The organism is Nocardioides sp. PD653-B2, from assembly GCF_002117935.1.
GTDB lineage: Bacteria > Actinomycetota > Actinomycetes > Propionibacteriales > Nocardioidaceae > Nocardioides.
In genome coordinates, this window is sequence record NZ_BDJE01000028.1 from 154370 (window position 1) to 167854 (window position 13485).

The window sequence follows — 13485 nt, forward strand, 5'->3', positions numbered from 1 at the left end:
CACCCGCGCCCGCCTCCACAATGGCGGCTGTGACCGCCACCGCACCCGCGCGCTCCGCGCTGGCCGAGCCGACCACGAACCCACCGGTCCGCTGGGTGGTCTTCCTGACCATCGCCAGCATCGGCCTGTGGGCCGGGTTCTTCGGCCCGATCCAGGTGCTGCTCGCCCAGCAGGCCGAGGCGATCGACGCGGAGCACAAGAAGGAGATCCTCACCTTCGTGCTCGGCCTGGGCGCGTTCGTCTCCGTGGTGTGCAACCCGGTCTTCGGCGCGTTCTCCGACCGGACGACGCTGCGCGCCGGACGCCGGCTGCCCTGGGTCGTCGCGGGTGCCCTGGGCGGCGCCCTGTCGCTGCTCCTGCTCTCCGTCGCCGACAGCGTGGTGGTGATGGCGCTCGGCTGGTGTGGCGTGCAGGCGGCGCTCAACGCGATGCTCGCCGCCGTGACGGCGACCATCCCCGACCAGGTGCCGGTCGGCACCCGCGGCAGGGTCGGCGGCGTCCTCGCGATCGCCCAGACCGTCGGCGTGGTCGGGGGCGTGGGCATCGCGTCGGCCACCGGCAGCATCGCGGCGGGGTACGTCGTGACCGCGGCCGTGCTCGTGCTGTTGACACTGCCGTACTGCTTCGACGCCCGCGACCTCGCCCTCGCGCCGGGTGAGCACCCGCCCCCGTTCGACTGGGGCGCGTTCGCCACGGGCTTCTGGGTGTCGCCACGCACCTACCCCGACTTCGCCTGGGCGTGGCTGACCCGCTTCCTGGTCAACCTCGGCAACGCGCTGGGGCTGCTCTACCTCCTCTACTACATGCAGGACGTGCTCGGCTTCGACCAGGACGACGCCGCCGACCGGGTGTTCCTGCTGACCGGGATCTACGCCGCCGTGCTGATGGCGACAGCGGTGGCCTTCGGCATCTGGAGCGACCGGTCCGGGCGCCGGAAGGTGTTCGTCATCTGGTCCGGCCTGGTCGGCTCCGTGGCCTCCCTGCTGCTGGCCGTCGGCCAGAGCTGGCCCACCACGGTGCTGGCGGCGATCCTGATGGGCGTCGGCTACGGCATCTACACGTCGGTCGACTTCGCGATGATCACCCAGGTGCTCCCGCGTGCGGACGACCGCGCCAAGGACCTCGGCGTCATCAACATCGCCAACGCGCTGCCGCAGGTGTTCGCGCCGTTCATCGCCGCGCTGGTCCTGATCGTCGTCGAGGCCACGGGTGGCGTCACCGAGACGAACGGCGACCGGTTCTCCGTCGGCTACTGCGTGCTCTACCTCAGCGCGTTCCTCGTCGCGGTCCTCGGCTCGGTCTTCGTGACGAGGATCCGCTCCGTGCGCTGACCCCGGCGCTCAGTGCTTGGCGGCGCGGGAGATCGACACGGCGAGGCCGACCAGGTGGCCGAGCCGGGCGATCTCGGAGTCGAGGAACTCGGGGCCGCCCCGACGGCCGATGATGACGATCTCGGTCTTGTTGAGCCGGACGCCGCAGTGGATGTTGTCGTCGTCGGTGGCGAGCAGCTCGGCGCGCTCGACGGGGACCCACGTCAGGTCCTGGGGCGCAGCACCGGTCGCGTGGACGATGCCGTCGACCTTGCTCACCCGGGCGCCCCAGTCGGCACGGAACGTGACCGGCAGCAGGTCGACCAGACGGTTGAGCGCGCGCTCGGGGTCGGCGGTCAGCTCCTCGACGGCCTCGAGGTCGAGGAAGAGGTTGCCGCCGGCGGCGTACCGGTTGATCCAGACGACTCGGACGTCGTCCAGCGCGTTGCACGCCGAGACGATCGAGTCGGGCATCGTGCCCGGCGCCATCTCGAGCAGCACATCGTCGACCGCGGTGCCGTCGTGGCGCTTCTCGACGATCTCGATGGCCTCGATGTCACCGCCGGCCATACCGATGGCGGTCGCGACCCGACCCAGCGAGCCGGGGATGTCCGGAAGCTCCACACGCACGAGGTAAGGCATCAGCACTCCAATCTGCCTCGACCATAACCGCACCAGATTGCGGGGCGGTTTCCGCGCCCAGGGCGTGGGCCGGGTGGCTCAGCTCTCGAGGGTGTGCTGGGCGAGGCGCAGCCGGAGGCCGGTGGCCCGCTGCGCCCGGTTGTCGACCGCGGCGCGGACGGCGGACTCGGTGCCCACCACCCGCACGTGCCGGCGGGCGCGGGTGACCGCGGTGTAGAACAGCTCGCGGGTCAGCAGGCGGGATCCCGCGTCGGGCAGCAGCACCGTCACCCGGTCGGCCTGGCTGCCCTGGCTCTTGTGGATCGTCATCGCGTGCATGGTCTCGACCGCGTCGAGACGGCCCGGCGCGAACTCCTTGAGACGCTCCGAGCCGGCCACGAACGCCCGCGGCCGGCCGTCGCGGCGCACCACGACCCCGGTCTCGCCGTTGTAGACGTCGAGCGCGTAGTCGTTGCTGGTCACGAGCAGCGGGCGACCGACGTACCACTCCGCGTAGATCTCGGCGCCGACGTCCTCGACCATCCAGCGCTCGACGAGGTGGTTCCAGCGGCGTACGCCGTAGGGCCCTTCGCGGTGGGCGCAGAGCAGCCGGTAGCGGTCGAGGGCGTCGAGGGCGGCGCCCGGGTCCTCCCGGGTGGCGGCCTCCCACACGGCCCGCGCGCTCGCGACCGAGTCGGGGCGCAGCGCGGCCTCGATCTCGTCCTCGTCGGACGCTTCGACGAACGTCACCTGGTCCGAGGGCGTGCGGAGCACCTCGAGGACCTCGTCGGCGTCGCCGGCCCGCAGCGCGGCAGCGAGAGCCTTGATGTCCTGCTCGGAGCGGAAGTTCTCGGTGAGGGCCGCGACCGGGGAGTCGGCGCGACCCTCGTAGCCCGCGACCAGGTCGCTCAGCACCGCGCCGGCGCCGACGGACGTGAGCTGGCGGGGGTCGCCGACGAGCACCAGCCGGCACTCGGGCCGCAGCGCCTCCAGCAGCCGGCCCATCATCGTGAGCTCGACCATCGACGCCTCGTCGACCACGACGACGTCGTACTTGAGCCGGTTGCCGCGGTCGTGGCGGAAGCGGGTCGCGTTGTCGGGCCGCCAACCGAGCAGCCGGTGCAGCGTCAGTCCGTCGAGCCGGCCGACCAGGGCCGGGGCCTCGGGCCACGCCTTCGCCACCTCCGCGAGCTCGGTGGTCACCGCCTCCTGGAGCCGCGTCGCGGCCTTGCCGGTGGGCGCGGCGAGCGCGATGGCGAGACCGCCGCCCTCCTGGCCGGCGAGCAGCGCCAGCAACCGGGCGACGGTGGTCGTCTTCCCGGTGCCGGGGCCGCCGGTGAGGATGGTCGTACGCCGCCGAAGCGCGGCCACGACCGCCGCCTCCTGCTCCGGGCTGAAGTGGCCGTCGCGGACCCGCGCGAGCGCCGCCTCCAGACCGTCCTCGTCGACGCCCGGCGCGGCCTGCGCCAGCCGGGCCACGAGGTCGTCGTGGACCTGCGTCTCGAGCCGGTGGTAGCGGTCGAGGTAGAGCAGCCCGAGCTCCCAGCGGACGACCCCCGCGGCCACCAACGGGGAGTCCTCGATCGGCCAGGCGTCGGGCCACGGGAGGGCGGGGTCGACGTCGACGACGGTCGCAAGGTCGAGGCAGACCGACCCGCGCCGCACCGCGCGCACCGCGAGCGCGACCGCCAGCAGCATCCGCTCGTCGTCCTCGCCGCCGAGCACGCCGATGCGGGTCGCGACGTGGACGTCGGAGGAGGTGAGCACCCCTGCCTCGTTGAAGGTCGCGAGCAGGCCGGAGGCCCCGGCGGCCAGCCGCCAGTCGTGCTCGCCGGCCGGCTCCCACAGCTCGGTCATCGCGCACCGTCCAGGAGGTCGGAGAGCGCTTCGACCAGCGCGACCGGCGGCTGCCAGGCGAAGACGCCGCACGGGGCGCCGTCGACGAGCGGCGTCTCCGGGCCGCACATGCCGCGCAGGTAGAGGTAGAGCACGCCGCCGAGGTGCTGCTCGGGGTCGTATCCGGGTTGGCGCCAGCGCAGGAACCGGTGCAGCACGGCGGCGTACAGCAGCGCCTGGAGCGGGTAGTCGGAGTGGCCCATCGCGCCGTCGAGCGCCTCGGGCCGGTAGCTGTGGGCGGTGAGCGGCTCGTCCATCGGGCCGATCCAGTTGGTCTTGTAGTCGACGACGACGTAGCGGGGGCCGGGGAGCCGGAGGACGACGTCGACCGAGCCGGTGAGGTAGCCGCGCAGGGTCTGCTCGCCGAGCGGTCCGGCCAGGGTCGAGGCGTACTGCCGCACCGGGTCGCCGGGCGGCAGGTGCCGCTCCAGCAGCGGCGCGATCGCGCCCAGGAGGCCGTCGCCGAGCGGGAGCTCGAAGTCCATCTCGCGGAGCCGGTCGCGCAGCGGCAGCTCGCGCAGCGTCAGGCCGGCGGCGAGCGGGCCGAGCGGCGAGTCGCACACCGCGACCAGCGCGTCGGCCAGCTCTTCCTTGAAACCGGTCCCTGAGGAGGCGGCGGAGCCGCCGTCTCGAAGGGCGACCGGCCACCAGCCCAGCTGCTCGTCGATGTGGCCGAGCAGCTCGGCGCGCAGGTCGGGGGCCTCGGGGTCGGTGTGCTCGAGCACCGCGTGCACGAGCGAGCCGAAGGTCGCCCCCACCGGCAGCCCGGCCATCGGCGACGGCACGTCGCCGGGTGGGGGCGCGGCGGTCTCGATGATCGGGTCGAGCTCTTCGTCGTCCTTCGCCGACACCTCCGGCTCGCTCACGACGGCGCCCTTCGGGCCGGCCGGCCCGGTGGCGGCGTCGAGCTTGCTGAGGGAGGAGTACGACGCGCGCCGCCACTCCGTGTCGACCGCACGGGTGAAGCTCCGCGCGGCCAGCCCCGGCGTCGCGGGCCGGGGCGGGTCGGCGCCGGGGTCGGCGAGGACGGACGGCTCGGGCGCCGGGCCGCCGCGGTCGCGCCACTGCGCGAAGAGCGCGACGATGCCGTCGTCGTCGGGCACCGCCGGGGTCTCGGGCACGTCGGCGGAGTCGGGGTCGCGCATCAGCATCCGATGGAGGGGCGAGGCCACGGCGTTCTTGGTCGGCGCCCACCAGGCGACGACCTGCGACTGGGCACGGGTGACGGCGACGTAGAGCAGCCGCAGCCACTCGCCGGCCTCCTCGTCGGCCCACCGCCGGCAGTGGTCGCTCCAGCCCGCGCCGCCACCACCGACGTTGAGGCAGCGGGTGCCCTCGTCGTCGTGGAAGAGCGGCCGCGTCGGCTTGGGCACGAACCGGTCGGCGAGCGCGGGGAGGTAGACGACGGGGTACTCCAGGCCCTTGCTGGCGTGGATGGTCACCAGCTGCACCGCGGCCGCGTCGGAGTCGAGGCGCCGGGTGCGCTCGATGCCACGCCCGGCACGGCCCTCCGACACCTGCTCCCGCAGCCACGTGAGCAGCGAGACCAGCCCATGGCGCTCGGTGAGCGTCACCTCGTGCAGCGCCTCGCCGATGTGGCGCAGGTCGGTGAGCCGCCGGTCGCCGCCGATCTCGGCGAGCACCCGCTCGGGCAGGCCGGCGACGTTGGCGGCCTCGAGCACGGCGGCGAGGCCGCGCGTCGTGAACAGCTCGACCCAGCCGCGCAGCAGGTCGGCCACCTCGTCGGTGAGGTCGTCGCCGCGCTCGTCGAGCTCGGCCGCGGTGCGTCCCACGAAGCAGGTGAGCGCTGCCGACCGCACCCGGGCGCTGCGGTGCGGCTGCTCCAGCGCCTCGAGGAGGGTCAGCCACTCCATCGCCGCCGGGGTGGCGAAGACGCTGCCGCCGCCCGCGATCACGGCCGGGACACCGACCCCGAGCAGTGCCTCGCGCACCGACGCGAGATCGGCGTGCCGGTAGCTGATCACCGCCACGTCGCGCGGCAGCAGCCGGCGGCCGTCGAAGGTGGCGCCCGAGGCGAGCAGCCGGCGTACGTCGAGGGCGAGGTCCTGGGCGACGTGCGGGCGCACCTGGCCGACGGTGAGGGTGCCGGTGCCGCGGCGACCGAGGTCCTGGCGGCGCACCACGCGCACGCGGAACGGCGACGGGGCAGGCGCGCCCGCGAGCCGGCTCTCGTGGTGGTGGGCCTCGACGTCGCGGACCACGATCCGGTCGTCGCCGAGGGCGGCGCCGGCGAGCAGACGTTGGAAGGAGTCGAGCAGCGGCTTGTCGCTGCGCCGGTTGACCGAGAGCGTCTGCTGGCGCGTCGCGCTGTCGGCGGCCCGGAGGTAGGTGGTGACGTCGCCGCCACGGAAGGCGTAGATCGCCTGCTTCGGGTCGCCGATCAGCACCATCGTGGCGTGCCCGCGGAAGGCCCGGTCGAGCACCTGCCACTGCACCGGGTCGGTGTCCTGGAACTCGTCGACCAGCACGATGCTCCACCGGCCGCGCATCCGTTGCGCGGCGGCGCCGTCCTCCTGGGCGAGGGCGTCGGCGAGCTGGCTGAGCAGGTCGTCGTAGGACAAGATGCCGAGCCGGCGCTTGCGCCGGTCGAGCTCGGCGCGCACGGCGTTCGCGAAGCTGACCCGGCGCCCGACCGGCGTCGTGCGGTCCTCGGCCACGGGCTCGAGGCGGGCCTGCGGGTCGCCGACGGCGGCACGGGCGATGGCGAGGGCCTCGTCGTGGCTGAAGACCGGCCCCTCCTGGTCGAAGGCGAACGCCCGGAGGAAGAGGTCGTCGACGGTCTCCTTGACCAGGTCGTCGAGGTCCTCGACCAACCGGGCCCGGGAGTCGGTGTCGCCGGCGACGCCGAGCGAGTCGAGCACCAGCGAGCAGAACTGGTGGGTGGTGGCGATGGTCGCCGCGTCGAAGCCGGCCAGCGCCTCGGTGACCCGACGGTGGCCCACGCGACGCTGCTCGGCGTCCCACGAGCGCAGCAGCGCGACCAGGTCGGAGTCGCCGGCCACGGCGCCGGCCGGGTCGTCGCCCAGCACCCCCTCGGCCTCGACCAGCTGGGCGCGCACCCGCTCGCGGAGCTCCTGGCTGGCTGCACGTCCGAAGGTCACCACGAGCATCTGCTCGAGGGTGGCGACGCCCTCGGCGACGTAGCGGGTCACCAGGGCGCCGATGGTCCAGGTCTTGCCGGTGCCGGCGCTGGCCTCGAGGAGCACGGTGCCGGTGGGCAGCGGGTCGCGGATGTCGAACGGGGTCGGCGGGGTGGTCACAGCGGTCCCACCCTCTCGGCACCGGTGAGCAGCGGCTCCCAGATCCTCCAGGCGTGCTCGCCGAGACCGGCGTCGAGCAGCACCTCGACCGGAGCGCGGGAGCCGAAGACCCGCTGGTGGAAGGGGTCGGCGTCCTCGCCCTCGATGCCGAACTGGTGGTGCGGGTCGGTCTCCCACGCCCGGCGCGCGGCCTCGGCCGGTGGGTTTTCCTGGCCCATCAGCTCGCGCACGTGGGCCTCCGCCCAGGCAGCGCCGGTCGCGATCGGCACCGGCAGCGGCTCGCGCAGGCCACGCTCGCGGAGGTCGACGAGCTCACGCAGCCAGTCGGTGGCGCGGTGGTCGATCGGGCCGGACAGCGCACGTTTCGGCCCGGCGCGCTCGCGGCCGATGGCGTGGGCGGTCCAGTGCTGGTCGGGGTGCGAGGCGCTCAGCGCGAGCAGGTCGACCCAGGTGAGCAGCCGCTGGCGGGCCTTGAGCCGGGAGTAGCCGAGCGACACGACGCGGGTGCCGTAGACCGACGGCACCGTGCCGGTCAGCCGGCGACCGCCGCCGAGGTCGACATCGACGTCGACCGACCGGCGCTCACCCGCGCGGACGTCGGCGGAGCGGGCCCAGAGCTTCTGGCACTCCTCGACCACCTCGGCGAGCGCGGCGGTGCCCAGGCCCCCGGGCGGGAGCGTGCCGCGCAGCTGCTCGGCGGTCATCACCGCGGTCGCGTCCTGCCCGGCGAGCAGCTCGGTGAGGAGGTGGTCGCCCACCTTCCACTTCTCCAGGTTGTCGAGCGCCACCGGGATCGCGTCGGCCAGGTCGTCGGGCTCGAACGGCGTCGACACGTCGAGCCGCTCACGCAGGAACGACCGGACCGGGTGGACCAGGAACGCCTTGAGGTCCTGGAGCGAGACGTCCTCACGAGGCCGCTCGGCCAACGGCCCGGTGAGCAGCGGCGGCGGCTCGCGGCGCACGCTCCAGGCGGACCGGGCGCCGGCCAGCGACGCCGTGTCGAAGCTGAACGGCGCCGCGCGGGCGAAGTTGCGGGCGTCGTAGGGCTGCAGCGGGTGGCGCACCTCGATCCGGTCGCGCACGGGCGCGGCGGTGGTGCGGTCGGCGGCGTCGAGGATCTCGCCGAGCGGCACCGCGGGCGGGCGGCGCGCGCCGGACTGCTCGTCGGCGCCGGTGTAGGTGATGACGAGGTGCTCGGTCGCCGCCATCACCGCGTCGAGGAGCAGCTGGCGGTCCTCGCTGCGGGCGTCGCGCTCGCCGGTCCGGGGCCGCCGGCCGAGCACGTCGTCGCCGTCGACCGTGCCGGCCCGGGGGAAGACGCCGTCGTCGAGGCCGACCAGGCAGACGACGCGGTGCGGCACCGAGCGCATCGGGACCATCGTGCAGACGGTGAGGGTGCCGGTGCGGAAGTTGGCACGCGTGGGACGTCCGGCCAGCCGGGACTGGAGCAGCGCGCGCACGTCGGGCAGCCGGAGCTCCAGCTCACCCTCGTGGGAGGACGCCGCGGCGCGGGCCAGCTCGCGCTCGAACTGCGGCAGCTGCCAGGCGTCGTCGTCGGTCACGTCGGTGAGCGCGCGGACACCGCCGCGCAGGCCGTCGGTCCAGTCGGCGACCGTGCGGGCGGCGTGCAGCTGCGAGAGGCAGGCGTCGAGCCGGGAGACCAGCTCGGCGAGCCGGCCGGCCAGGTCGATCTCGAAGCTGGCGACGTCGTCGAGCGGCAGCCCCCGGCCCAGGTTGCGGTGGTCGTCGCCGCTCATCGCCACGCCGAGCAGGATCCGGTCGAGGCCCATCCGCCAGGTGTTGTGGGGGAAGCGCTCCATCTGGAACGCCGCGCGCGACGCCTCGTCGATCCCCCACCGCACGCCCGCGCGAGCCACCCAGCGGCTGACCCGGTCGAGGTCGTCGTCGGTGAGGCCGAAGCGTCGTCGCACGGGCTCGCGCCCCGCGAGGTCGAGCACGTCGGCGGCAGTGACCCGGCCGCCGGCCAGCTCGAGAAGCGTGTCGGCGACGGCGAGCAGCGGGTTGGTGCTGCTGAGCGCGCGGTCGGCGAGCTTGACCCGCAGCTCGTGGGCAGGGTGGCCGTCGTGGGTCGCCAGCCCGAACCCGGCCGAGATCAGCGGCGCGTAGGTCTCGATGTCGGGACACATCACGAGGATGTCGCGCGGCTCGAGCGTCGGGTCGTCCTGGAGCATCCCGACCAGCACCTCGCGGAGCACATCGATCTGCCGCGCCGGGCCGTGGCAGGCGTGCACCTGCAGGCTGCGGTCGGCGTCGTCGTGCCGGCGACCGGCGCGCTCGTCGAAGGAGGGGGCGTGGTTGGCCCGCAGGTCGTGCTGGAGCCGGCCGAGCAGGGTGTCGGTCGCGGGCTCGGGGGTCGCCACCAGCTCGGCGCCGACGCCGTCGAGGGTGCGGCGCAGCTCGCGAGCGTCGCGGCCGAGCGAGGCGAGCAGGGGGTGGCCCACCCGCTCCGACGAGGTGTCCTCGTCGCGCGGGACGACGCCGCCGGCCCCGGCCAGGGCGTCCCAGAGCACCGGGGAGGGCTGGGGGAGGAAGAGGTGCACGTCGCGGTGCTCGCCCAGGGCCGCGAGCAGCTCGACCTCGGTGACCGGGATGCGGGTGTGCCCGAAGAGCGAGAGCCGGCCGGGCAGGTCGAGCTCGGCACCCCCGGCCGCGAGGGCGCGACAGGTGTCGGCGTGCCGGACGTCGGGCGGCGGCGCGTCGACGCGCGGCAGCAGCCGGCGCCAGAGCTCGGCCTGCCAGCGCAGGTCGTCGGCGAGGTCGCCGTCGCGACCTTCGCGCCAGCCGGTCACGAGCGACGGGCGCTGCCGGGCGTAGGACGCGAAGAGGTGCGCGAGCCGGATCGCGACCGAGTAGCGGCGGTTGCGCCGCAGCTCGCCGTCGGCGCCGTCGCGGCCGTGGCCGAGGTGGGCGGCGAGCGTGGCGAACGCGGGGTCGTCGAGGTGGTCGTCGATGGCGGCGAGCAGCGGCCAGACCAGCCGCTCCGGGTCCCACGGGTCGTCGCGGTCACGACCCAGGAGCAGCGACACCAGCGATGTCGGGCGGAGGAAGCGGACCCCGGCGCACACGCCGTCACCGCCCCGCGGGCCGGTGCCGAGCCGGTGGCTGAGCCGCTGGGTGAGCCACCGCTCGATGCCCTTCTCGGGCACCACCACGACCTCCTCCGCGAAGGGGTCGTCGAGCGGCGCGGCCAGCATCTCCCCCAGGCGGTCCGCGAGCGCGTCGGTGCGCGCGGCGCGGTGGATCCGGAGGGTCACGCGGGAACCCTACGGCGCCGAGCCGACACCCGGTGCTGCCGGCAGCGGCGTCAGCGCCCAGGGACGAGGCCCTCACGGATCGCGATGGAGAGCACCTCGAGCTTGGAGTGCGCCCCGAGCTTCGCCGAGAGGTTGGCCAGGTGGTTGCGGACGGTGAAGACACTGACCGTCATCCGCTCGGCGATGGCGGCGTTCGACAGCCCCTCGGTGAGCAGGCCCAGGACCTCGCGCTCACGCTCGGTGAGCTCATGGCTGCCCGGCCGGCCGCCGCGGCGCAGGCGCGGCAGCAGGCGGGCCAGCATCTCCGGCGAGATCACCACCTCGCCCTGGGCGGCGGAGCGAACGGCGGAGGTGACCTCGGCGAGGCCGCGCGTCTTGGAGACGAAGCCGGCGGCGCCGCCCTCGATGGCGCTGGCCAGCACGCTGTCGGCGGTGCTCGCGGTCAGGACCACGAACCGCGCGGAGGGCCGCAGCGCGTGCAGCTCCGGCAGGGCGGCGACGCCGTCGCCGTCAGGCAGCCGGTGGTCGAGGAGGACCACGTCGGGTGCCGCCGCCGCGATGAGGGAACGGGCCCGGGCCAGGTCGGGCGCGACGCCGACGCTGACCATGTCGGGTTCCTCGTCGAGGACTCGCGCCAGGGCCGTGGCGAGCATCTCGTGGTCGTCCACCACGAGCACCCGGATCGGCGGCGCGGCCGCCTCGGTCATCCCTCCTCCGAGCGGATGCGGCGGCCGAGCTGGGGTGGGGGATCACTGAGGACCACCTCGCAGATGTCCTCGGACACGGTCCCGCCGGAGGTCACGACCATCATCCCGGCGATCGCGTTGGTCGCCAGCACGTCGGCGGCACGCAGGTGCACCAGGCTGTCCCAGAACGAGATCCGCAGGATCGCGCCGCCGTCACGATCGGCGAGGAGGTAGCCACCGCAGTAGCCCGCGAGGCGTTCGATCTGAGGGAGCACGACCGCGTCGATCGCGTCGATCGTCGACTCCTCGAGATAGCTGGCGTCGGCGATCCTCCAGACGCGCGCGAGGAGAGTGCTGGCGACCTGGTCGCCCGCGGGCGAACCGACCTGGCGATCCACGACCATGCACCCCGTCCAGGAGCCAACTGCGCGCGGAGGGCTGGAACCGGCGTCAGTTAGTACCAAGGTACTAGAACATGTGATGCCTGGGGGCGAGGCGCCGAAACGGAGCACGTGCCACGATCGAGATCTATCGAGGAGTGCCCATGCGCATCATCCGGGTCGTGATCGGGGACGACGACCGGGCCTTTCGGGAAGCCGTCAGCGACGTGCTCACCGATGACCCCCGGTTCGCCGTGGTGGCGGCCGTCGCGACGGGCGCCGAGCTGCGCACGGTTGCCTCGGAGACCCGGCCGGACGTGGCGCTCGTCGACATCCGGATGCCCGGCGGCGGCGCCGCGGCGGTGCGCGGCCTGATCGAGGACGCCCGCGCGGCCGCGGCTGCGCGGGACCTCGCCCGCGTCCCGATCGCGGTCATCGCCGTGTCCGCGCACTCCGGCGCCCACGACGTGCGCGCCGTGGTCGCAGCGGGTGCGTCGGGCTACCTCGCCAAGGGAACCCTCGGCGCCACCCTGCCCGACCTGGTCTTCCGCTGCGCGTCCGGAGAGGTCATCCTGGCCGTACCGACGGGCGCCACGGCGCTCACGGCGCTGGTCGCGGCGAACGAGGAGGTCGACAGCCATCACTGACCCGGGATCGACACGCGCGGTCCCGGGGGGTCCTCGAGACCCCCGGTGGCCCGACGTCGACTACCCGGACGTCATCTTCGAGATCCTCGACGCCAGCGCGTCGCCGACCGTCGCGGTCACGGCGAGCGGCGTCATCAACTACGCGAACCCCCAGGCCGAGCTGGACTTCGGCTACTCGCTCGCGGAGCTGCTCGGTCAGTCGGTCGAGCTCCTGATGCCCGTCGAGAACGCGTTGCTGCACGGGCGGCTCCGTGAGCAGTACGTCGCCGATCCCCGCCCCCGCGCGATGGGCTACGACCTCGGCCTCCTGGCCCGGCGCAAGGACGGCTCGACGTTCCCGGTCGAGATCAGCCTCACGCCGCTGCCGACCGACGACGGACCGTGGGTCCTGGCCGCGGTCGTGGACATCACCCCCCGGCGCGCCGCCGAGGACCGGGTCCGCGCCCTCAGCGACGCGCACCTCGCCCTCGCCGAGCTGAACGCGGCGATCCTGCACGCGCAGAGCCCCGAGGAGCTGTACGACGCGGCCTGCCGTGTCGTCGGCCGCGTCAGCGACGAGCTCGGCGTGTTTGTCGCGCAGTCGACCGGCGACGGCCTGCTCGAGGTGGTCGCCCACGTCGGCGAGACCGGGCCGGTCGGCGCCGACCCGACCGGGATCGCGACGGACCTGCCGGGCCTGACCGGGGTGCTGACCACGGGGAAGGTCTGGCTGTGTGCGGACGTCGCCGCCGAGACCTCCGGCTCGTGGCGGACCTGGGCGCTCGAGGCCGGCGTCACGGCCGTCGCCGGCCTCGCCCTGCGGCGCGCCGGCCGACCGGTCGCGGTGCTCGTGGTCCATGCAGCCCGACGGGAGCTGATCGAGGACCAGTTCGTCGCCGTGTTGGAGACGATGGCCGACAACCTCTCGTTCGCTCTGGACCGCCTAGCCACGCAGGAGCGGATGCACCGGGTCGACGGTCAGCGTCTCGAGCTGCTGGGCAGGCTCGTGGCGGCCCAGGAGCAGGAGCGGGCGCGGATCGCGGGCGACGTGCACGACCACTCCGTCCAGGCACTGGCGGCCCTGGACCTCCGTCTCGGGATGCACCGCAGGCAGCTCGACCTGGTCGCCCCCGACCTGGTCCCGTCGGTGGACGCCCTCCACGCCGGCCTCGTCGAGGTGGTCGCCGAGCTGCGGCACCTCCTCTTCGACCTGGAGGTGGCCGACGAGGGGGTCGCCCTGGTGGACCAGCTCCGTGACGCGCTCGAGCACGTCTTCGAGGCTCCGGGCACGGAGCGCATCCTCGACGTCCGCGACCCCGCTCGGGCCGACCTCCCGCCGGACCTGCGCTTGCAGGCCGTGCGCATCTTCAAGGAAGCGCTGGGCAACGTACGCCGGCACGCCGACGCCAC

General features: G+C 74.2%; 9 protein-coding genes. 3 read left to right on the forward strand and 6 right to left on the reverse strand.

Annotated features, from left to right (window positions below; genetic code table 11):
- Positions 1–20: 20 nt before the first annotated feature.
- On the forward strand, positions 21–1331 hold the full coding sequence (locus tag PD653B2_RS13185; protein WP_085872838.1) for an MFS transporter: 1311 nt from the start codon (positions 21–23) through the stop codon (positions 1329–1331).
- A gap of 9 nt (positions 1332–1340) precedes the next feature.
- Here the strand turns inward: PD653B2_RS13185 and PD653B2_RS13190 are convergent, their stop codons facing one another.
- From PD653B2_RS13190 to PD653B2_RS13215, 6 genes are all read right to left on the reverse strand, one after another.
- Complete coding sequence (locus tag PD653B2_RS13190) at positions 1341–1934, reverse strand: amino acid-binding protein (protein WP_242665271.1); 594 nt, start codon at positions 1932–1934, stop codon at positions 1341–1343.
- Between the two features lie 96 nt (positions 1935–2030).
- Positions 2031–3788, reverse strand: coding sequence for an exodeoxyribonuclease V subunit alpha (gene recD / locus PD653B2_RS13195; RefSeq protein ID WP_085872839.1), 1758 nt, complete (start codon positions 3786–3788; stop codon positions 2031–2033).
- The gene (locus PD653B2_RS13200) at positions 3785–7108 is read right to left on the reverse strand and encodes a UvrD-helicase domain-containing protein (RefSeq protein WP_207559243.1); all 3324 of its coding nucleotides are present in this window, start codon (positions 7106–7108) and stop codon (positions 3785–3787) included. Before PD653B2_RS13200 ends, recD begins: the two co-directional genes overlap by 4 nt.
- Positions 7105–10383, reverse strand: coding sequence for an exodeoxyribonuclease V subunit gamma (recC, locus tag PD653B2_RS13205; RefSeq protein WP_085872840.1), 3279 nt, complete (start codon positions 10381–10383; stop codon positions 7105–7107). Before recC ends, PD653B2_RS13200 begins: the two co-directional genes overlap by 4 nt.
- Positions 10384–10433: 50 nt before the next feature.
- Entirely contained in the window at positions 10434–11090 is a 657-nt protein-coding gene (locus PD653B2_RS13210; protein ID WP_085872841.1) for a response regulator, read from the reverse strand.
- On the reverse strand, positions 11087–11467 hold the full coding sequence (locus PD653B2_RS13215; protein ID WP_133058881.1) for a hypothetical protein: 381 nt from the start codon (positions 11465–11467) through the stop codon (positions 11087–11089). The genes PD653B2_RS13210 and PD653B2_RS13215 overlap by 4 nt, the downstream gene beginning before the upstream one ends.
- Before the next feature lie 146 nt (positions 11468–11613).
- Here PD653B2_RS13215 and PD653B2_RS25680 point away from each other — a divergent pair, with 146 nt between their 5' ends.
- Positions 11614–12096, forward strand: coding sequence for a response regulator (locus tag PD653B2_RS25680; RefSeq protein ID WP_085872843.1), 483 nt, complete (start codon positions 11614–11616; stop codon positions 12094–12096).
- A gap of 133 nt (positions 12097–12229) precedes the next feature.
- The coding region (locus tag PD653B2_RS13225; protein WP_242665274.1) for a PAS domain S-box protein at positions 12230–13485 on the forward strand (1256 nt) is incomplete at its 3' end.

Coding starts and splice junctions, on each gene's coding strand:
- PD653B2_RS13185 (WP_085872838.1), top strand. CDS start 21: ATGGCGGCTGTGACCGCCACCGCACCCGCGCGCTCCGCGCTGGCCGAG.
- recD (WP_085872839.1), bottom strand. CDS start 3,788: ATGACCGAGCTGTGGGAGCCGGCCGGCGAGCACGACTGGCGGCTGGCC.
- PD653B2_RS13210 (WP_085872841.1), bottom strand. CDS start 11,090: ATGACCGAGGCGGCCGCGCCGCCGATCCGGGTGCTCGTGGTGGACGAC.
- PD653B2_RS25680 (WP_085872843.1), top strand. CDS start 11,614: ATGCGCATCATCCGGGTCGTGATCGGGGACGACGACCGGGCCTTTCGG.